The sequence below is a fragment of the Kitasatospora sp. NPDC001603 genome (assembly GCF_040298365.1).
GTDB lineage: Bacteria > Actinomycetota > Actinomycetes > Streptomycetales > Streptomycetaceae > Kitasatospora.
On record NZ_JBEPAA010000036.1, the window covers coordinates 42,408 to 63,431 of the forward strand.

The window sequence follows — 21,024 nt, forward strand, 5'->3', positions numbered from 1 at the left end:
GCCCGGGAGCGCCCACCTCGCCCGCACGGACTCCCGCCGCGTTCCACCGGAGCGCGCGCACCCTCGGGCACCATGCACCCCGAGATCACGGCCGACGAGGGCTACCGGAGCAGCGGCCGCTCCCCCCTCACGCCGGCCTCCTCCACCGGCGGCGGCTGCGCCGCGACCCCCTCCGCCGGTACCCCGTGGAACGACCGCGACAACCCCAACGTCTCGGTCAGCGGCTCCGACGCGTGGGAGGTGACCGCGAAGCCCCCCGGAGAAGACCAGCTCGGCCTGGAACACCGGTGCGCCCCACCCCGGCGCCCGGACCCTCGTCGCCATCCCCGACGGCGCGGGCGGCGACTGGAGCATGACGATACGTCAACACCACCCGGCCGAGCGTCTCCTACGGCGTGGGCCGACGGACCGCCGCTGCGCGAAGCATTGACAACGCGCGCCGCCTGTTGAACATTAGCCTGAACACGTCAGGCAGGACGGGTACCTCTCGGGTCAATTGTTAGCGCTAACAGACTCCGGGCGGCCAGGCCGATCGCCCTTCGGCCGGACCGCGGGAACCTGTGAGCTGCGCGTCCACCGACAGCACGGCCCTTGCACGGGACCAGGCGCCACGTCCCCGAACGCACACCACCCACCCTGCGCGGCAGGAAGGGTCCGGCCGAGTGCGCGCTCGCACAGGCGTCAGGACGAGACGTCGGCTGCCGAGCGGCGCACGGCATCCCCCACCCACAAGGAGAACGCTCCGTCATGCCATGGATCAAGCAGAAACCCCGTCTCCGCACGGTCCTGACGGCGGCCGCGTGCCTGGTCGCCGGCTCAGCCACGGCCGTCACCGCGAGCCCCGCGGCGCATGCCGCCGGGGCGACCACGCTGGGTACGGCAGCGGCCGGCAGCGGCCGCTACTTCGGCACGGCAGTGCCCACGAGCAAGCTCGGCGACTCGACGTACTCCACCGTTCTCGACCGGGAATTCACCATGGTCACCCCGGAGAACGAGATGAAGTGGGACGCCATCGAGCCCGCCCGCGGGTCGTTCAACTTCGCCCCCGCCGACTCGATCGTCAACCACGCCTCCGCGCACGGCCAGCGCATGCGCGGCCACACCCTGGTCTGGCACTCCCAACTGCCCGACTGGGTCAAGTCCATCGGCGACGCCAACACCCTGCGCAGCGTGACGAACAACCACATCACCCAGGAGATGAACCACTACAAGGGCAAGATCTACGCCTGGGACGTGGTCAACGAGGCCTTCGCGGACGGCGGCAGCGGGCAGCACCGCGACTCCGTGTTCCAGAGCGTGCTGGGCAACGGCTTCATCGAGGAGGCCTTCCGCACCGCTCGGAGCGTCGACTCCTCGGCCAAGCTCTGCTACAACGACTACAGCATCGAGAACTGGACGGACGCCAAGACCCAGGGCGTCTACAGCATGGTCAAGGACTTCAAGGCCCGCGGCGTGCCCATCGACTGCGTCGGCTTCCAGAGCCACTTCGGCGCCGGCGGCCCGCCGGCCAGTTTCCAGACCACCCTGTCCAGCTTCGCCGCGCTCGGCGTGGACGTCCAGATCACCGAGCTCGACATCGCCCAGGCGTCCGCCGGCGCGTACGCCAACGCCGTCAAGGCCTGCCTCAACACCACTCGCTGCACCGGCATCACGGTGTGGGGCATCCGCGACAGCGACTCCTGGCGCACCGGCGAGAACCCGCTGCTGTTCGACGACAACGGCAACAAGAAGGCCGCCTACAGCGCGGTGCTCACCGCGCTGGGCGGAGCCGGCGGCGGCACGCCGACCGGAGGCATCACCCCCGGCGCCGTCTACACCCTCTCCGACGTGGCCGCCGGACGCGTTCTCGACCAGCCCGCCGGACAGAACGGCAACGGCACCCCGCTCCACGTGTGGGACGCCAGCGGCGCCACCAACCAGCAGTGGCGCGCCTCCCGGAACGGCGACGGCTCCTACACCCTCACCAACGTCGCCAGCGGCCGGGCCCTGGACGAGCCGGCCGACCGGACGGGCAACGGGACGAGGGTGGCGGTCTGGGACCCCAACGGCGGCGCCAACCAGCACTGGAAGGCCACCCGGAACGGCGACGGCTCCTACACCCTCACCAACGTCGCCAGCGGCCGGGCCCTGGAGACCCCCGGCAACCAGACCGCCAACGGCACCCCCGTCCAGATCTGGGACTCCCACGGCGGCGCCAACCAGCACTGGACCTTCAGGTGACCTGAACCGCCGGGGGTGGGGCGGGGGGCTCCCCCGCCCCACCCCGAAACCTCCGGGCCCACCGGGAGCCACCGGGGAGCACGACCCACCCGGTACCGCGGCGCGGCCCGACCAGAATCCCGGTGACCTGGCAGACGCCCAGGTCACCGGGCGTACGGAAGTCTCGACACCGTACGGGCAAGAGGCGCGGATTCCCGCGCCGGCCGAGTGACGACTCTTGGAGCGCGCACGCCCGGCGGCACTCGAATGCCGACAACACAGCCGTGTGACAGCTCCGTCCGACCACCAAGGAGATTCTCCGTGCGCAGACGAAGTTCCAGCCGCGGGCACCTGTCCGCCGTACTCACCGCCGTGCTGGCGGTCGTGGCGGCACTGGCGACGCTGGTCGTCGCCAACCCCGCTCAGGCGGCCACCAGCGGCGCCCTGCGGGGGGTGGGTTCGGGTCGATGCCTCGACGTGCCGAACGCCGGGCAGACCGATGGCACGAACCTGCAGATCTACGACTGCTTCGGCGGGACCAACCAGCTGTGGACGTCGACGGCCGGCAACCAGCTGACCGTGTACGGCAACAAGTGCCTGGACGTTCCGGGCCATGCCACCACGCCCGGCACCAAGGTGCAGATCTGGACCTGTAGCGGCGGTGCGAACCAGCAGTGGCGGGTGAACTCCGACGGCACGATCGTCGGCGTGGAGTCCGGGCTCTGCCTGGACGTCACGGGCGCCGGTACGGCCAACGGCACGGCCGTGGGGCTCTGGACGTGCGGCGGCGGCAGCAACCAGAAGTGGACCGGCCTGACCGGGACGACGCCACCGGGCGGCCCCTGTGCTCTTCCGTCGACGTACCGCTGGTCGTCGACGGGTGCGCTCGCGCAGCCGGCGAACGGGTGGACCTCGGTGAAGGACTTCACCACCGTGGTGTACAACGGCAAGCACCTGGTCTACGCGTCCGACGTGTCGGGCTCGTCGTACGGGTCGATGATGTTCAGCCCCTTCACCAACTGGTCGGACATGGCGTCGGCCGGCCAGACCGGGATGAGCCAGTCCACGGTGGCGCCCACGCTGTTCTACTTCGCGCCCAGGAACATCTGGGTGCTGGCCTACCAGTGGGGTGCCTGGCCCTTCATCTACCGGACGTCGAGCGACCCCACCAACCCCAACGGCTGGTCCGCGCCGCAGCCCCTGTTCACCGGCAGCATCCCCGGCGCCGCCCCGATCGACCAGACCCTGATCGCCGACGGCCAGAACATGTACCTGTTCTTCGCCGGTGACAACGGCAGCATCTACCGGGCGAGCATGCCGATCGGGAACTTCCCGGGCAACTTCGGCTCGTCGTACAGGACGGTCATGAGCGACACGGTGAAGAACCTGTTCGAGGCGCCGCAGGTCTACAAGGTCCAGGGCCAGAACCAGTACCTGATGATCGTCGAGGCCCGGGGGGCGAACGAGCAGCGCTACTTCCGCTCGTTCACCGCCACCAGCCTGAGCGGGTCCTGGACCCCGCAGGCCGCCACCGAGAGCAACCCCTTCGCCGGCAAGGCCAACAGCGGTGCCACCTGGACCAACGACATCAGCCACGGTGACCTGGTCCGCGACAACCCCGACCAGACCATGACCATCGACCCCTGCGACCTGCAGTTCCTCTACCAGGGCAAGTCCCCCACCGCGAACGGCCCCTACGACCAGCTGCCGTACCGGCCGGGCGTCCTCACCCTGCGGCGCTGACCTGCCCGAGCCACGGTGCTCGCGATCGGGTGCAGTCTGCCCGGTACGTGGAGCAGCGGTCCACGACGTGGGCCACGAAGCCGTGCCCCGGGCCCGGCCCCCGCCGCACGCGCCCCCGCTCGACGGGGGCCCGCGGCGGGGGCCGTCTCCGCACCGCTCCACGGTCAGTAGCCGTAGATCATCTTGTACGCGACCTCGGGCAGGAACTGCCCGGCGGTCGAGCCGGCGCCGACGCCGCAGTTTCCGTCGGACTCACCGGGCACCTTGATCCACAACAGCATCTCGGCGCCACCGCCCCACCGGGTCGTGGTCCCGATCCTCCGCCCCGCCGGGTTGCACCTGGCCGGATTCGCGGCCTGGGGTGCCACCGCCCAACCCGTGCCGCTGTCCTGGGGCGGTGGCGGACGCGCTGGGGTCAGAACCCCTGGGCCAGCCGGTGGTAGGCCTGGTTCCAGCGCAGTTCCTTGGTGAACCGGCGGATGTTCGTGTCGTCGTCGATCACCAGCAGCTCCACGCCGATCATCTGGGCGAGGTCCTCCAGTTCCTCGACCCCGAGCGCACCGGAGAACACGGTGTGGTGCGGTGCGCCGGCCGTCAGCCAGGCCTCGGTGGAGGTGCGCAGGTCCGGACGCGGCTTCCAGACGGCGCGGGCGACGGGCAGGTTGGGCAGCGGTGCCGGCGGCTCGACCACGTCGACCTCGTTGGCGACCATGCGGAAGCGGTCGCCGAGGTCCGCCAGGCCGACCACCACCGCGGGACCGGGTTCGGCGTCGAAGACCAGCCGGACCGGGTCCTCGCGCCCGCCGATGGAGAGCGGATGGATCTCGCAGGACGGGGTGGCCGCCGCGATGCTCGGGCAGACCTCCAGCATGTGGGCACCGAGGATCAGCTCGCGGCCGGGTTCCAGGTGGTAGGTGTAGTCCTCCATGAAGGAGGTACCTCCGGGAAGCCCGGTGGCGGCCGCCTTGAGGGTGCGCAGCAGGGTCGCGGTCTTCCAGTCGCCCTCGCCGCCGAAGCCGTAGCCGTCGGCCATCAGCCGCTGCACGGCGAGGCCGGGCAGCTGGCGGAGCCCTCCGAGGTCCTCGAAGTTGGTGGTGAAGGCCCGGAAGCCGCCCTGTTCGAGGAATCCGCGCAGGCCGAGTTCGATCCGCGCGGCGTACCGCAGCGACTCGTGGCGCTCCCCGCCGGCCCGCAGCTCGGGCGCGAGGCGGTAGCCGTCCTCGTACTCCTTGACCAGCGCGGTGACGTCGCTCTCCACCGTCGCGTCCACGGCCTCGACGAGGTCGTTGACGCCGTAGGTGTTGACGGAGACGCCGAAGCGGAGTTGGGCCTCGACCTTGTCGCCCTCGGTGACGGCGACGTCGCGCATGTTGTCGCCGAAGCGGGCGAGCTTCAGGTCGCGCAGTTCGGCCCGGCCGACGGCCGCTCGGGCCCAGGTGGCGATCCTGGCGGACACCGCCGGGTCGCTGACGTGTCCGGCGACGGTCGTGCGCGGCACCCCGAGGCGGGACTGGATGTAGCCGAACTCGCGGTCGCCGTGGGCGGCCTGGTTCAGGTTCATGAAGTCCATGTCGATCGTCTGCCACGGCAGTTCGACGTCGGCCTGGGTGTGCAGGTGGAGCAGCGGCTTCCGCAGGGCGTCCAGGCCGGCGATCCACATCTTCGCCGGGGAGAAGGTGTGCATCCAGGCGATCAGGCCGATGCAGTCGTCGGCGGAGTTCGCCTCCAGGCAGACCCGGCGAATCGCCGCGGCGTCGGTGAGGACGGGCTTCCAGACGATCTCGACCGGCACCGCGGCGTCGCCGTCCAGGGTCTCGGCGATCCGCTGGGACTGCCCCGCGACCTGGCGCAGCGTCTCCTCGCCGTAGAGTTCCTGACTGCCGGTCAGGAACCAGACCTGGCGGCTCTCCAGTGGCTTCTTCATGGGGTGGCTCCTCACCGGGCCTGGGGCTGGCCGTAGACGTTCTGGTAGCGGAAGTTGAGGCTGTCGATGTCCGCCTGGGCGATCGGCAGGGGCTCGCCGAGCTGGCGGGAGAGGTGGACGGTGCGGGCGACGTCCTCGCACATCACGGCGGCCTTGACCGCCGCCTCGGCGTCCTTGCCGATGGTGAACACACCATGGTTCTGCATCAGGACGGCGGGCGAGCGGTGGCCCTTGAGGGTGTCCACGATGCCCCGGCCGATCGAGTCGTCGCCGATCAGGGCGAAGGGACCGACCGGGATCTCGGCGCCGAACTCGTCGGCCATCGCGGTGAGGACGCAGGGGACGGCCTCGCCGCGGGCGGCCCAGGCGCAGGCGTAGGTGGAGTGGGTGTGGACCACCCCGCCGACCTCGGGGAGGTGGCGGTAGACGTAGGCGTGCGCGGCGGTGTCGGAGGACGGCGCATGGCCGCCTTCGACGACGTTGCCGTCCAGATCGCAGACGATCATGTTCTGCGGTGTCAGTTCGTCGTAGGAGACGCCGCTGGGCTTGATCACGAGCAGGTCCTCGCCGGGGACGCGGGCCGAGACGTTGCCGGCGGTCCAGACCACCAGGTTGTAGCGGATCAGTTCCCGGTGCAGGTCGCTGACCTGTCGGCGAATGAGGTCGATGGTCGCGTTCGCGTTCACAGTGCCTCGCTGGGTGTGGTGAGGGCGGCGTTCCGGATGTCGCGCAGGCGGTGCAGGAGCTTGTCGGCGCCGAGGCCGAAGTGGTCGTGCAGGGCGCGGTACTCGGCGAAGAGCCGGTCGTACACGTCGGCGGCGGCCTGGTCCGGCCGGTAGGCGCCCTGCCGCACCCGGCCCATGGCGTCGGCCGCGGTCCGTACGTCCGGGTAGGCCCCGGCGGCGACCGCGGCATGGATCGCCGAGCCGAGCGCGGGTCCCTGCTCCGACTCGGCCACCGAGACCGGCCGGCGCAGCACGTCGGCGTAGATCTGCATCAGCAGGGCGTTCTTCTTGAGGCCGCCGGTGACGATGAACTCGGTGACCGGGACCCCACCGCGTTCCAGTGCCTCGACGATGACCCGGGTGCCGAAGGCGGTGGCCTCCAGCAGGGCCCGGTAGATCTCCTCGGGGCGGGTGGCGAGGGTGAGTCCGACGATCACGCCGGACAGGTGGTGGTCGACCAGGGTGGAGCGGTTGCCGTTCATCCAGTCGAGCGCCACCAGGCCGTGGGCGCCGACGGGTTGGGCGGCGGCCTTGCGGCTGAGCAGCCGGTGCAGGTCCTCGCCGCCGGCCTCGGCCTCGGCCAGGTAGTCGGCGGGCACGCCCTGGCGCAGCCACCAGGCGAAGATGTCGCCGACGGCGCTCTGGCCGGCCTCGTAGCCGTAGGAGCCGGCGACGATGCCGTCCTCGACCACGCCACAGATGCCGGGGACGTCCGCGAGCACCGCGCCGTTGACGACGTGACAGGTGGACGTGCCCATGATGGCGAGGAGCCGGCCGTTGTCGACGGCGCGGGCGGCCGGGGCGGCGACGTGGGCGTCGACGTTGCCGGCGGCGACCGCGATGCCCTCCGGCAGGCCGGTCCACTGCGCCGCCTGTGCGGTGAGGGAGCCGACCCGGGAGCCGAGAGGGGAGAGCGGGTGCTCCAGGCGGGTGCGGGCGAAGTCGGCGAAGTCCGGGTGGAGCGCGGCGAGGTAGTCCTCGCTCGGGTAACTCCCGTCCTGGTGGATGCCCTTGTAGCCGGCCGTGCAGGCGTTGCGGCTCTCGGCGCCGGTGAGCTGCCAGACGATCCAGTCGGCGGCCTCGACCCAGCGGGCGGTCGCGGCGTAGACGGCCGGGTCCTCCTCCAGGACCTGGAGTGCCTTGGCGTACTGCCACTCGGCGGAGATCCGGCCACCGTAGCGGGAGATCCACTTCTCGCCCCTGGCGTGGGCCAGGGCGTTGATCCGGTCGGCCTGGCCCTGGGCGGCGTGGTGCTTCCAGAGCTTGGGCCAGGCATGCGGGCGGGTCGCCCACCCGGACGTCTCGGCGAGCGGGGTGCCGTCGGCGAGCACCGGCAGGACGGTGCAGGCCGTGAAGTCGGTGGCGATCCCGATGACGTGCGCCGGATCGACCCCGGCGGCGGCGAGCGCGGCGGGGACGGCGGTGCGCAGCACCTCGCGCCAGTCACCGGGGTGCTGCAGCGCCCAGTCCGGCGGGAGCGGCCGGCCGGCGCCGGGCAGTTCGCGCTCGATGACGGCGTGCGGGTAGTCGTGGACGGCGGTTCCCACCTCCTCACCGTCCCGCACCCGGACCACCACGGCGCGGCCGGAGAGCGTGCCGAAGTCGATTCCGACCACGTAGCGGTCCGGATCCGGGGCGGCGGGATTGTTGGTCACGTGTGCTCATCCTTCGTACGGGGTAACGGCGTTGGTGCCGTGAGCAACTGTTGTCGCCTGTCGCCGGCACGGTCCACGACCGGGGCAGGGGGAGCACACCGGCGACAGGCGCCGTTCCGCTACCTCTCCCTCATGGAGGGCGGAACGCGGGGACCACCGGCCGAGCACCCAGAAGCGGGATGTCAGTGCTCGGCCGGTGGAGCTGGGAGGCTCTTGTTAACGCTCACAGGAATTGTGAGCGTTAACAATATCCGTGTCAAGAGAAGTTCCCTGGTCGGCGGCCAGGTTCGGAACGGGAGAACAGGAGCGCTACCGCGGACCTGCCGTGGGGTCAAGGCCGGGCAGCGGGGCCCACACTGCGGCGCAGCACCAGCTCCGGGGAGATCTGCACCTGGGCCGGAGAGGGCGCGGTGCCCTCCAGCTCCTCGACGAGCAGTTCCAGAGCCCGCCTGCCGAGTTCGCCGAAGTCCTGCCGCACGGTGGTCAGCGGCGGGATGAAGTAGGCGGCCTCCGGAATGTCGTCGAAGCCGACCACGCTGATCTCCGCCGGGACCGACCGGCCGGCCTCGTTCAGGGCACGCAGCAGGCCGAGGGCCATCTGGTCGTTGGCGCAGAAGACGGCCGTGACATCGGGCAGTTCGGCGATCCGCAGCCCCGCCTGGTAGCCCGAGCGGGCGCTCCAGTCGCCACGCTCCACGTCCGGCACGGGGGCCCCCGCCGCCTGCAGCGCGAGGCGCCACCCTTCCTCGCGGTCCTGGCTCTCGACCCAGTTCGCCGGCCCCGCCACGTGGTGCACGGTGCGGTGGCCCAGGTCGAGCAGGTGCCCGGTGGCCTCTCCGGCACCGAAGCGGTTGCCCACCGACACCATCGGCACCTGCGTCTGCCTGCCCGATCCGACCGCGACGACCGGCACCGAGCTGGAGAGCCGGGCCACCGCGCTGACGGCGGAGGTCTGCGGCGCGATCACCACGACGCCCTCCACCCCCTGGTCGCGCAGCCGGTCGACGGCCTCCTGGACCGATCGGCCGTCCAGCGAGCGCAGGCTGGTCACGCTGACGAAGTACCCGGCACTGCGTGCGGCCTGCTCGATTCCGTCCAGCATCGAGGCGGGCCCGTAGAGCGTCGAGTCGAAGCTGACGACGCCAAGGGTCTGCGAACGACGGGTGACCAGGGCGCGGGCGGCGGAGTTGGGCCGGTAGTCCAGCTCCCGGATGGCCGCCAGCACCCGGTCCCGGGTGTCCGGCCGGACGTGCGGCGCACCGTTGAGCACCCGGGACACCGTCTGGTGGGACACACCCGCCAGTTTCGCCACGTCCGCCATCACGGGCTGGCGCTGTTCCGTCCCGGCACTCTCGGTTCCCACTCGCAGTCCCCTCTCGGCTGTGACCACAGTACGCGACCAGGTCCAGGCCAATTCGTCACCCTCGATCCGAAGGGTGGTCCTCTTCTTACCAGCCCTTCCGGCCGCCGGCATGTGGCCATTGCGGCGAGGGAGCGCTCCGGAGTTCGCCCCAACCATCAAAAGGGGCCGGATCGGACCTTTCGGGCACGTACATGATTTCGACGCCTCCGGCGCCTTCCCGCTTCGCGGCCGGGCCACAGTTTGGCGATCCACGCGCAAGCGACCACACCTCCGGTGACCCGACTCGGCCACCACCGCCGATCACCTGAACGCCAAGCGCGGCGAGGAGGTCCTGAGCCCGCGCCGGATCCCGGCGCCCGCCCGTCGATCGGCCACGCCCGCACCCGACGACTTCCGTCAGATCCTCCCCTCCGCCCCGCAGCGCACCGCGCGCCCGGCCGACGGCGCACCGCGATCCAACGGTGATCCCGGACCCTCTTGACGCCACCTTTGTGAGCGTTAACAATTCATTTCACGCCAGGCCAGAGCTATCGCCGCCGAACACTCCACAGCGCGAGGACCCGCTCCGGCCGGCCCCGCTCGACCGCTCCCAGTCGCCCATCAGGGGTGCTCTGTGCCCGGTCGCGGAACATCACTGGAGGAACTGTGCGGAAGATTTCGGCGGGCCTGGTCGCCGGGGGCCTGGTGCTCTCGCTGGCGGCCTGCGGCCAGAGTGCCAACGGTGCCGGTGACGGCCCCGCCACGGGCGACGCCAAGGGTGGCCTGGTCGGCATCGCGATGCCGACCAAGTCGTCGGAACGCTGGATCAACGACGGCACCAACATGGTCAAGGAGTTCCAGGCCAAGGGCTACAGGACAGACCTGCAGTACGGCGACAACGTGGTGGAGAACCAGGTCTCCCAGGTGGAGAACATGATCACCAAGGGCGCCAAGCTGCTGGTGATCGCGGCCATCGACGGCTCCTCCCTCACCAACGTGCTGCAGAAGGCCGCCGACGCCCACATCCCGGTGATCTCCTACGACCGGCTGATCCGCGGCACGGCGAACGTCGACTACTACGCGACCTTCGACAACACGAAGGTCGGTGTCCTCCAGGGCAGCTACATCGTCGACAAGCTCGGCCTCAAGGACGGCAAGGGGCCGTTCAACATCGAACTGTTCGCCGGTTCCCCGGACGACAACAACGCCACCTTCTTCTTCAACGGCGCGATGAGCGTCCTCAAGCCGTACATCGACCAGAAGAAGCTGGTCGTGCAGAGCGGCCAGACCGACTTCAACCAGGTCGCCACGCTGCGCTGGGACGGCGGTGTCGCCCAGTCCCGGATGGACAACCTGCTGAGCAAGGCCTACACCTCCGCCCACGTCGACGCCGTGCTCTCGCCGTACGACGGCATCTCGATCGGGATCCTGTCCTCGCTCAAGGGCGTCGGGTACGGCACCGTCAAGTCGCTGCCGGTCGTCACGGGCCAGGACGGCGAGCTGGCCTCGGTGAAGTCGATCATCGCGGGCGAGCAGACCCAGACCGTCTACAAGGACACCCGCCAACTGGCCAAGGCCGCCGTCCAGATGGGCGACGCACTGCTGACCGGCGGAAAGCCCGAGGTCAACGACACCAGCCAGTACAACAACGGCGCGAAGACCGTCCCGGCGCAGCTGCTCCAGCCGGTCAGTGTCGACAAGGACAACTACCAGCAGGTCCTGGTCGACAGCGGCCAGTACACCGCGGACCAGCTCAAGTAGCCCGCGGGGCCCGGCCGACGGGCCCCGCGCCGAGACCGGCGGTACGGATCCCGGGCTCCCCGGAGCCCGGGACCCTCCCCCACCGCACCGCCCCGAACGATACGGACGCACACCCATGGCTGGACCCGTTCTCGAAATGCGGTCGATCAGCAAGTCGTTCCCCGGTGTCAAAGCGCTCTCCGAGGTCAACCTGACCGTCTCCGCCGGCGAGGTGCACGCCGTCTGCGGCGAGAACGGCGCCGGCAAGTCCACCCTGATGAAGGTGCTCAGCGGCGTCTACCCGCACGGCGCCTACGAGGGCGAGATCCTCTTCGAGGGCGAGCCCTGCCGGTTCAGGGACATCCGGGCCAGCGAGCAGCGCGGCATCGTCATCATCCACCAGGAACTGGCGCTGGTGCCGTACCTGTCCATCGCCGAGAACGTCTTCCTCGGCAACGAACACGCCTCCCGCGGCATCATCAGCTGGCGCCGGACGCTCACCCACGCCGCCGAACTGCTCCGCCAGGTCGGCCTCGACGAGAGCCCGCACACCCGGATCGCCGACCTCGGCGTGGGCAAGCAGCAGCTGGTCGAGATCGCCAAGGCGCTGGCCAAGAAGGTCAAGCTGCTCATCCTGGACGAGCCGACCGCGGCGCTGAACGACGAGGACAGCCGCAAGCTGCTCGACCTGATCCTCGAACTCAAGGCGCAGGGCATCTCCTGCATCATCATCTCGCACAAGCTGAACGAGATCGCCCGGGTCGCGGACTCCGTGACCATCCTGCGCGACGGGCGGACCATCGAGACCATCGCGATCGGCCCCGGGGGCGCCTCCGAGGACCGGATCATCCGCGGCATGGTCGGCCGCGACCTGGAGCACCGCTACCCCGAGCGACAGCCCTTCACCGGTGACGGGGCCGGCGCCGGCGAACTCGCCTTCGAGGTCGAGGACTGGAGCGTCAGGCACCCCATCGACCAGCAGCGCATGGTGGTGGACGGCGCCTCGCTGAACGTGCGGCGCGGTGAGATCGTCGGCATCGCCGGCCTGATGGGCGCCGGCCGTACCGAGCTGGCGATGAGCGTCTTCGGCCGCTCGTACGGGCGGTGGGCCGCCGGCCGGGTGCGACTGCACGGCCGGGAGATCCGCACCCGGACGGTGCCCGAGGCGATCGGGCACGGCATCGCGTACGTGACCGAGGACCGCAAGCAGCTCGGCCTCAACCTCATCGACGACATCAGCCGGAACATCTCGCTGAGCGCGCTCGGCAAGGTCGCCAGGTACGGCCGGGTCAACCGACACGAGGAGAACAAGGTCGCCGAATCCTTCCGGCGCACCATGAACATCAAGGCCCCGACGGTGTTCACCCGGACCGGCACGCTCAGCGGCGGCAACCAGCAGAAGGTCGTCCTCAGCAAGTGGATCTTCGCCGAGCCGGAGGTGCTGATCCTCGACGAGCCCACCCGCGGCATCGACATCGGCGCGAAGGCGGAGATCTACACGGTCATCGCCGAGTTGGCCGCCCAGGGCAAGGCCGTGCTCGTCATCTCGTCCGAACTCCCCGAACTCCTGGGCCTGTGCGACCGGATCTACACCATGGCCGAAGGCCGGATCACCGGCGAGGTGGCCCGTGCCGACGCCACCCAGGAATCCCTCATGCGGCTCATGACCATGAGCGCCGCATCCAGCAACGAGCAGGTGTGAGGCATGGCCCAGACCGAGATCATCCCCATCCCGGATTCGTCCCCGAAGGCACCGCAGGCCGGCCCCGGCCCCTCCCTCGGCGGCGTACTGGCCCGCGCGCTGCGCGGCAACGTGCGCCAGTACGGCATGCTGCTCGCCCTCGCGCTGATCGTGCTGCTGTTCCAGATCTGGACGGACGGCATCCTGCTCCAGCCGCTCAACATCACCAACCTGATCCAGCAGAACGGCTACATCCTCATCCTGGCGATCGGGATGATGATCGTCATCATCGCCGGGCACATCGACCTCTCGGTCGGCTCGCTGGCCGCCTTCGTGGGGGCCGCCGCTGCGGTGATGATGGTCAAGCACCACCTGCCGTGGCCCGTGGCGGTGCTGGCCGCGCTGCTGATCGGCGCCCTCGCCGGGGCCTGGCAGGGCTTCTGGATCGCCTACCTGGGGATCCCGTCGTTCATCGTCACCCTGGCGGGCATGCTGCTCTTCCGTGGCGGCACCCAGATCCTGCTGCAGGGCCAGTCGGTGGCGCCGTTCCCCAAGGGCTTCCAGAGCATCAGCAGCGGCTTCCTCCCCGAGGTCGGCCCGCACACCGACTACCACAACCTCACCCTGCTGCTGGGCCTCGCGGTGCTGGCCGTCGCGATCCTGCAGGAGGTGCGCGGCCGGCGGCAGACCGTCACGTACGGGCTGGAGCCGCTCCCCCTCGCGCTGTTCCTGGCCAAGCTCGCCGTGATCACCGCGGCTGTGTCCGTCTTCACCCTGCTGCTGGCCAGCTACCACGGCGTGCCGATCGTGCTGCTGATCCTCGGCGCGCTGCTGGTCGGCTTCGGCTATCTGATGCGCAACTCCATCATCGGGCGGCACACCTACGCCATCGGCGGCAACGAGCCGGCGGCCAAGCTCTCCGGGGTGAAGAGCAAGCGGGTCGTCTTCTTCGCCTTCACCAACATGGGCGTCCTCGCGGCGCTGGCCGGGCTGGTCTTCGCCGCCCGCCTGAACGCCGGCACCCCGCAGGCCGGCATCAACTTCGAACTGGAGGCCATCGCCGCCGCCTTCATCGGTGGCGCCTCCGCCAGCGGCGGCGTGGGCACCGTCCTCGGAGCGATCATCGGCGGCCTGGTGCTCGGCGTGCTGAACAACGGCATGTCGCTGGTCGGTGTCGGCACCGACTACCAGCAGGTCATCAAGGGCCTGGTGCTGCTCGCGGCCGTCGGCTTCGACGTCTACAACAAGCGCCGGGCCGGTTCCTGACCCCGGAACCACCCCGAACGCCCTCGCCCTCGGCCGTCCTCCCTCGGACGGCCGAGGGCGACACGCGTTCGCGCCCCGGCGGACTCGACCAGGTCAGCCGGGCACGTGGTCAGGCCCGTGCCCGATCGTCAAGGCCGGACGCGGGCCACGAGAATCCTCGACCGGGCGGCAACCTCGCGCGCACCGGCGGCAACTGATGGACGACACCGCGGGCCGAACACCCCCGGGTCGTCCGATCGATCCCACCGCCGACCGCCGTCGCACCGCCTGACCGGGCGGGCGCGTGCTGGCGGGGCCGAAGCAAGGAGTAGCCCCCATGAACGAGACGGATCCCACGGCGGCCGGCCGCGACCGGCGCGGCCGCCCGGCCGCCAGTGGCGCGCGGCGTCCCCGTGGGCGTCACCGCCGGCGCTGGACCACGCTGGGCCTGGCCCTGGGGGTGCCCGGTGTGCTCGGCCCCTACCTGCTGTTCGGGCAGGCCGACTCGAAGGCCGCGTCGGTGGACCCCGACGCCTACTACACCGTGGTGTCCGTCCGCAGCGGCAAGGCGCTGGACGTGCCGGGAGCGGACACGGCAGACGGTGCCTGGATACGGCAGATGAACCGCGCGGCCGGCGCCGCGAGCCAGCAGTGGCGGACGCGGCTGACGGGGGACGGCTACTACGAGCTGGAGAACCGCGGCAGCCACAAGGTCCTCGGGGTGCGCGGTGACTCCTCGCAGTCCGCCGCCGCGGTCGAGCAGCAGAGCGACCGCGCCTCCGCCGCCCAGCAGTGGCGGATGCAGGACGTCGGGGACGGCGCGGTGAAGTTCGTCTCCCGCGGCACCGGCATGGTGCTGGACGTGTGGGGCGGCGGCAGCGACGAGGGCGTGCCCCTCGTCCAGTACGCCGACCGGGGCAGCACCAACCAGCAGTGGCGGCTGGTCAAGGTGTCCGGCACGGGCGGGTACACCTGGCACAACGCGCAGATCGTCGGCGGCGGCTTCGTCACCGGACTGGTCTTCAATCCCACCCGCAAGGACCTCCTCTACGCCCGGACCGACATCGGCGGCGCCTACCGCTGGGACGCGGCCGCCGGACGGTGGACCTCGCTGACCGACTGGATCGGCGGCACCGACTGGAACCTGCTCGGGATCGAGAGCCTGGCGACCGACCCGGTCGACCCGGACCGGCTGTACCTCGCCAGCGGCACCTACACCAACGACTGGGCGGGCAACGGCGCGATCCTCCGCTCCACCGACCAGGGCCGGACGTTCCAGCGCACCGACCTGCCGTTCAAGCTGGGCGGCAACGAGGACGGCCGGGCCATGGGCGAGCGGCTGGTGGTGGACCCGTCCGATCACCGCACGCTCTACCTGGGCACCCGCAAGAACGGCCTCTGGCGCAGCACCGACTACGGCGTCACCTGGAACCAGGTCGGCGGCTTTCCGGTCAAGGACGGTGCGAGCAGCGGGGTCGGCCTGTCCTTCGTGACCTTCGGCCCGTCCGGCAGCAGGACGATCTACGTCGGCGTGGCCGACAGGTCGACCTCGCTGTACCGCTCCACCGACGGCGGTGCCGGCTGGCAGGCCGTCCCGGGCCAGCCGACGGGGCAGTTGCCGCAGCACGGTGTGCTGTCCGGCGACGGCTCGTTCTACCTGACCTACACCAACGCGCCCGGCCCGAACGGGGTGACGGCCGGCTCGGTGTGGAAGTACACGCCGTCCACCGGGGCCTGGAAGAACGTCTCCCCGTCCAGCGGCGGTTACGGCTTCGCCGGCCTGGCGGTCGACCCGCAGCACCCGGCCACCGTGATGGTGACGACACTGGACCGCTGGTGGCCCTCCGACGAGCTCTACCGCTCGACCGACGGCGGCGGCGCCTGGAAGGCGCTCGGTGCGAGCTCGGAGCGGGACGACTCCGCGGCGCCCTACGTGGGTACCGGCATCGGGCACTGGATGGGCACGCTGGCCATCGACCCCTTCGACTCCGGGCACGTGCTCTACGGCACCGGATCGGGAATGTGGGGCAGCAGCGACGTGACGGCGGCGGACAGCGGGCGTCCGACCCACTGGACCGTCCCCGCCAGGGGCCTGGAGGAGACCGCGACGCTAGGTCTGGTCAAGCCTCCCGGCCTCCCGCTGATCAGCGCGCTCGGCGACGTCAGCGGGTTCCGGCACGACGACCTCACCAAGGTCCCCGCCAAGGCGCTGAGCGGGCCTCTGTTCACCAACACCACCGGCATCGACTTCGCCCAGGGCAAGCCGGAGTTCATGGTGCGGGTCGGCCTCGGCGGCGCGCAGCACGGCGCCTACTCGACCGACGGCGGTACCGGCTGGACTCCCTTCGCGACGGCTCCGGTGGGCGACGCGGGCGGCGGTTCCACGGCCGTCTCGGCGGACGGCGGCGCCGTGGTGTGGAGCCCCGCGGGCCGGACGCCGTTCCTCTCGACCGACCGGGGCGCGTCCTGGGCGGCGGTCTCCGGCCTGCCCGAGGACACGGCAGTGGTGGCCGACCGTTCGGTGGCGAGCGCCTTCTACGCCCTCAGCGGTGGCACCCTGTACGCCTCCACCGACGGCGGGAGGCACTTCACCGCCCGGGCCGCCGGGCTGGGCGACGGGCAGCTCAAGGCGGTCCCGGGTGTCGCCGGTGACCTGTGGATCGCCGGCGGGGGCAACGGGCTGCGGCACTCCACCGACGGCGGGGCGGGCTTCCGCGAGCTCGACGGCGTCGAGCAGGCGAGCGCCGTCGGTTTCGGCAAGGCCGCTCCCGGCGCCGGCTACCAGGCCGTCTACCTCAGCGGGAAGGTGAAGGGCGTGATCGGCCTGTTCCGCTCCACCGACGGCGGCTCGACCTGGGCCCGGATCAACGACGACCAGCACCAGTTCGGCGGGATCGTCATCAACGTCGTCTCCGGCGACCCCGACGTCTACGGCCGGATCTACCTGGGCGGCTACGGCCGCGGCGTGGTCTACGGCGACCCGTCCTGACCGGCCCGGCCCGTGGGCGGCAGATCCGCGTCGCCCGCCCACGGGCCGGCCCCAGGAAACGCCGGACAGAAAGCCGCGTCGGCGCGGCAACCTTTTCGCTCCCCGGCGCCCACTGCGCAGTGCGACGTCGAGTCGATCTACCGAATGGATGGGAATGAGGGCAACGAAGCACGCCGCCCCGCAGTCGAACCGCAGGCGTGGGCTGGTCATGGGCATTCCGTTGGCGCTGGCGGCGATCGGTGCGCTGATGTGCCTGGCCTTAGCACTCCTGCCGGGCCGCGGGGGTAGCGCCGAGTCCGCCGCGCCGGCTGCCGCCGGGTCCGCGGCGCCGGCTGCCGCCGGGTCCGCGGGGACCACCGGGTCCGCGGGAACCACCGGGTCCGCGGGAACCACCGGCTCTCCGGGGACCACCGGGTCGAGCGTTCCGGCGTCCTCCGGCGTCCCGACCGGTGCCACTCCCTCGGCGGCGGCGCCGTCGGTGACCGGCCCCGCGCCCTCGGCCACCGGCACCCCGCCGTCCTCGGGCAGTCCCACGCCGCGACCGGCCACCACGGCCTCCCCCACCGCGGCCACTCCCGTCCCGGCCACCCCGTCACCGCCGGCCGCCGCCAGCGGTACCGGCGCCGCACCGGCCGCGGCGCCGCCGGCCGGGCGGGTCAAGCCCGGGACGAGCTACCAGGGCGTCGCGACCTCCTACGACGCCGCCGACGGCAACGGCGCCTGCTCGTTCGGTCCGTCCGGCGATCTCATGGTCGCGGCGATGAACCACACCGACTACGAGTCGTCCAGGGCGTGCGGAGCGTCGGTGCTCGTCCGCGCCGCCAACGGGGTCGGCATCACGGTGCGGATCGTCAACGAGTGCCCCTTGCCCTGCGCGCCCGGGCAGCTCGACCTCAGCCACGAGGCCTTCGCCAAGCTCGCCGAACTCTCGGTGGGCCGCCTCCCGGTCACCTGGACGGTGCTGAGCCCGGGCACGGCGCCGGACACGATGTCGATCCGGTACAAGAGCGGGTCCAGCCAGTGGTGGTGCGGGATCCAGGTGATCGGCCACCGGAACCCGGTGGCGGCGCTGGAGGTCCGGACCGCCACCGGGTGGCGGCAGCTCGCCCGCACCGACTACAACTACTTCCTCTCCCCCGACGGTGGCGGGTGCGGCGGGCCGATCAGGGTCACCGACGTCTACGGGGAGCACCTGACCGTCGACGGGATCGCGGTGAAGCCGGACATCGCCCAGCCGACCCGAGTCCAGTTCGCCCGGCATTGACCGCGCCGCTCGCCCCTCGGCCGGCGGTCCCCCGCCGGGGCGACCACCGCCCCGTCCTGGAGACGGGCACTGCTAGGCTCACGCCTGTTGTTAGCGTTCACATTGCAGGGAGAGGGCGACCGGGGGACATGCTCCTCGATGCCGCGGACGCGGAGTTCCACGACTTCTTCGAACGCCACTACGCCGAACTCGCCCGTCTCGCCCACCTCCTGACCGGCGAGACGGACGCGGCCGACGACCTCGCCGCGGACGCCCTGCTCGCCCTGTGGCAGCGCTGGGACCGGCTCCGCGCGGCCGACCACCCGCTCGCCTACGCGCGCGGGGTGGTCGCCAACATGGCGCGGGCCCGGATCCGCAGCGCGGTTCGCGAGCGGCGCCGGGTCCTGCTGTTCTGGTCCCGCGCCCCGGAGCGAACGGACGGCCCGGACACGGCTGCCGTGCTGGACGTCCGTTCGGCGCTCGCCCGGCTGCCGTTCCGCAAGCGGGCGTGCGTGGTGCTGCGCCACGCCTTCGACCTGTCGGAGAAGGACACCGCCGCGGCCCTGGGCGTCTCGGTGGGTACGGTGAAGAGCCAGACCTCGAAGGGCATGGCCGAGCTGGAACGCGCACTCGGCGCACGAGCGGTCGGCGAACTGGCGACGGGAGGGAGGAACGAACGGTGAACGACCACATCGCCCGACGGCTGCGCGAGGCCGCCGAAGCCCACCAGCCCGACCGCGCACGGATGCTGGCACGGGTAGAACGCGGCGCGGCCGGCCCGCCCGCCCGCCACCGAAGCCCGTTGTTCGCGAGGTCGTGGCCCAGGGCCTCGCTCGCAGGCCTCGCCGTCGCCGGAATCCTGGCGACCGGCGGCCTCGCCGTCGCCGGCATCGTCCGGACGCCACCGCCGTCGGACACCGTCACCACCGCTCCGGCCGCCCCGTCTCCGACGGTCACCCCTTCGCCGACGCCACCGGCCGCCCCGAGCAGCGTCGCCCCGGCACCCGTGCCGGCCCCGGCCACCAGCACTCCGACCGGTCCGCGCCCGACCCCCTCGAGCAGCCACCCCCAGGACGGATCGCTGCGGTCGGAGGGGTCGGTCGACCCGCACAGCACGGTCTACTGGTCCCAGCACAACCTCGTCCTCAAGACCGCCCAGCCGCTCACCTCACTCACCGTGGAGCTGCGCATCGCCCAGACCGGCGACGTACGGGACACCGGCAACTGGCGGACCCTGCCGAGCGACGACTTCACCGTCACCGCTCAGGAGTCCGGCGGCCTACTGGTCTACCGCTGGGTCCTGAAGCCGGGCCGCACGGTGCCGGCCGGACAGCACGAGTTCGCCGGCCAGTTCAACCACGCTACCGGCACGCGCAGCGCCGCGAACGACGGCTACCGGGTCGACGCCCAGTCGTCCAGCGGGCCCGCCTCGGTCTGGGGAGGGTTCGGCCCGGCACGGTGACTGGACGCGGCCGGCGCCCGCCGCAAGGACCTGCCCGCCCCGGGGGCGCGGGACGACGCCGAGCTGGCGCCCGCCGAGCGCAAGCGCTTCGCCGCGCTGAAGAAGGACGTCCGCACGGTGGCGGGGGATCAGGTCCGCCGCCTGGAGGAGGCGATGATCTCCCAACGCTCATGGACGGCACAGGAGTTCGACCAGCTCTTCGTCGGGCATCCGCTGCTGTGGCACCTGGTGCGCCGCCTGGTGTGGCTCTCCGAGACGGACGGCACGGTGACGGCGTTCCGCGTCACCGAGGACCGCACCCTGGCGGACGTCCGGGACGAGGCGTTCGCGCTGCCGGCCACGGCCTCCGTCCGGCTGGCGCACCCGCTCCTGCTCGGCGACGTCCTCGCCGACTGGTCGGAGCTGTTCGCCGACTTCGAGATCCTCCAGCCGTTCCGCCAGCTCGGCCGCCCGGTGTACGCGCTGACCGACGAGGAGCGGGCCGGCCATCGACTCACCCGCTTCGAGAACGGTCCGGTGCTGCCCACCCCCCGGCTGGTCGGAATGGAACGGCGCGGCTGGCGGCGCGGCGAGCCCCAGGACAACGGCGTCGAGCAGTGGCTGTCCCGCCGGGTCGGGCCCGACCTCTACGTGGTGATCGCCCCGGAGGACGGCATCGCCGTCGGCATGTTCGACTCCTACCCCGAGCAGCGGGTGGAAACGGTGTGGCTCGACAGGCGCCCGGGCGACTACTGGACCCACGACCGCACCTTCCCGACCTTCGCCGAGCTCGACCCGGTGATCGCCTCCGAGGTGATCGCCGACCTCACCGAGCTGACCACGTTGTGACCCCTCGCCACCTCACCGACGGCCACCCGGGAAAGGCCGCCGGGACCACGATCACCACTGCGGAGGAGCTCCAGCGCCCGCCTGCCGAGATCCGGCCCGCCGCGGCGTGCGCCGCGCGGGCCGCGGCCCGGCCCGGGTCACCGCGGTCGACTGGCTGGACGACATCCACCGCGTCTTCCCGAGATGGCGTCTTCGTGACCTGCGAGGGCAGCGGACACGGGACCTATGCCCCAACCCGGGCCGGCAGA

13 protein-coding genes and 2 pseudogenes are annotated in these 21,024 nt (G+C 71.5%); 10 read left to right on the top strand and 5 right to left on the bottom strand.

The window, feature by feature from the left end; genetic code table 11:
• Positions 1-747: 747 nt before the first annotated feature.
• Positions 748-2,217, top strand: a pseudogene (locus ABT263_RS22475) (glycoside hydrolase family 10 protein); the annotation flags it as partial.
• 303 nt (positions 2,218-2,520) lie between these two features.
• Positions 2,521-3,942: a non-reducing end alpha-L-arabinofuranosidase family hydrolase gene (locus ABT263_RS22480; protein WP_352292578.1), complete on the top strand. Its 1,422-nt coding sequence runs from the start codon at positions 2,521-2,523 to the stop codon at positions 3,940-3,942.
• A 164-nt stretch (positions 3,943-4,106) separates the two neighbouring features.
• Here ABT263_RS22480 and ABT263_RS22485 read toward each other — a convergent pair.
• The 5 genes and pseudogenes from ABT263_RS22485 to ABT263_RS22505 all read right to left on the bottom strand — a co-directional run.
• Positions 4,107-4,295 (bottom strand): annotated as a pseudogene (locus ABT263_RS22485) (glycoside hydrolase family 6 protein); the annotation flags it as partial.
• A 62-nt stretch (positions 4,296-4,357) separates the two neighbouring features.
• Complete coding sequence (gene araA, locus ABT263_RS22490) at positions 4,358-5,866, bottom strand: L-arabinose isomerase (protein WP_352292580.1); 1,509 nt, start codon at positions 5,864-5,866, stop codon at positions 4,358-4,360.
• 11 nt (positions 5,867-5,877) lie between these two features.
• Entirely contained in the window at positions 5,878-6,552 is a 675-nt protein-coding gene (locus tag ABT263_RS22495) for an L-ribulose-5-phosphate 4-epimerase (protein WP_352292582.1), read from the bottom strand.
• Positions 6,549-8,246: a ribulokinase gene (locus ABT263_RS22500; protein ID WP_352292584.1), complete on the bottom strand. Its 1,698-nt coding sequence runs from the start codon at positions 8,244-8,246 to the stop codon at positions 6,549-6,551. Before ABT263_RS22500 ends, ABT263_RS22495 begins: the two co-directional genes overlap by 4 nt.
• A gap of 331 nt (positions 8,247-8,577) precedes the next feature.
• Positions 8,578-9,609 (bottom strand): LacI family DNA-binding transcriptional regulator, encoded by a 1,032-nt coding sequence (locus ABT263_RS22505; protein WP_352292586.1) that lies wholly within the window; start codon positions 9,607-9,609, stop codon positions 8,578-8,580.
• A gap of 645 nt (positions 9,610-10,254) precedes the next feature.
• On the opposite strand from ABT263_RS22505, the gene chvE reads away from it, so the two are divergent.
• From chvE to ABT263_RS22545, 8 genes are all read left to right on the top strand, one after another.
• Complete coding sequence (gene chvE / locus ABT263_RS22510; protein ID WP_352292588.1) at positions 10,255-11,349, top strand: multiple monosaccharide ABC transporter substrate-binding protein; 1,095 nt, start codon at positions 10,255-10,257, stop codon at positions 11,347-11,349.
• Between the two features lie 115 nt (positions 11,350-11,464).
• Positions 11,465-13,030: a multiple monosaccharide ABC transporter ATP-binding protein gene (mmsA, locus tag ABT263_RS22515; protein WP_352292590.1), complete on the top strand. Its 1,566-nt coding sequence runs from the start codon at positions 11,465-11,467 to the stop codon at positions 13,028-13,030.
• A gap of 3 nt (positions 13,031-13,033) precedes the next feature.
• Positions 13,034-14,275, top strand: coding sequence for a multiple monosaccharide ABC transporter permease (mmsB, locus tag ABT263_RS22520; RefSeq protein WP_352292592.1), 1,242 nt, complete (start codon positions 13,034-13,036; stop codon positions 14,273-14,275).
• 316 nt (positions 14,276-14,591) lie between these two features.
• On the top strand, positions 14,592-17,243 hold the full coding sequence (locus tag ABT263_RS22525) for an RICIN domain-containing protein (RefSeq protein WP_352292594.1): 2,652 nt from the start codon (positions 14,592-14,594) through the stop codon (positions 17,241-17,243).
• A gap of 478 nt (positions 17,244-17,721) precedes the next feature.
• Entirely contained in the window at positions 17,722-18,507 is a 786-nt protein-coding gene (locus tag ABT263_RS22530) for an expansin EXLX1 family cellulose-binding protein (protein WP_352292596.1), read from the top strand.
• A gap of 128 nt (positions 18,508-18,635) precedes the next feature.
• Positions 18,636-19,169, top strand: a complete 534-nt coding sequence (locus ABT263_RS22535; RefSeq protein WP_352292598.1) for a SigE family RNA polymerase sigma factor — start codon at positions 18,636-18,638, stop codon at positions 19,167-19,169.
• Positions 19,166-19,948 carry a hypothetical protein gene (locus ABT263_RS22540; protein ID WP_352292600.1) on the top strand — a complete coding sequence of 261 codons (783 nt, stop codon included), beginning with the start codon at positions 19,166-19,168 and terminating at the stop codon, positions 19,946-19,948. The genes ABT263_RS22535 and ABT263_RS22540 overlap by 4 nt, the downstream gene beginning before the upstream one ends.
• A complete protein-coding gene (locus tag ABT263_RS22545; RefSeq protein ID WP_352292648.1) occupies positions 19,949-20,776 on the top strand; it encodes a DUF4132 domain-containing protein in 828 nt (275 codons plus the stop codon). It abuts the gene before it with no gap.
• Positions 20,777-21,024: the final 248 nt, after the last annotated feature.

Bases quoted from the DNA above. Each gene is read 5' to 3' on its own strand.
- araA (WP_352292580.1), bottom strand. From the start codon at position 5,866: ATGAAGAAGCCACTGGAGAGCCGCCAGGTCTGGTTCCTGACCGGCAGT.
- mmsA (WP_352292590.1), top strand. From the start codon at position 11,465: ATGGCTGGACCCGTTCTCGAAATGCGGTCGATCAGCAAGTCGTTCCCC.
- mmsB (WP_352292592.1), top strand. From the start codon at position 13,034: ATGGCCCAGACCGAGATCATCCCCATCCCGGATTCGTCCCCGAAGGCA.
- ABT263_RS22525 (WP_352292594.1), top strand. From the start codon at position 14,592: ATGAACGAGACGGATCCCACGGCGGCCGGCCGCGACCGGCGCGGCCGC.
- ABT263_RS22535 (WP_352292598.1), top strand. From the start codon at position 18,636: ATGCTCCTCGATGCCGCGGACGCGGAGTTCCACGACTTCTTCGAACGC.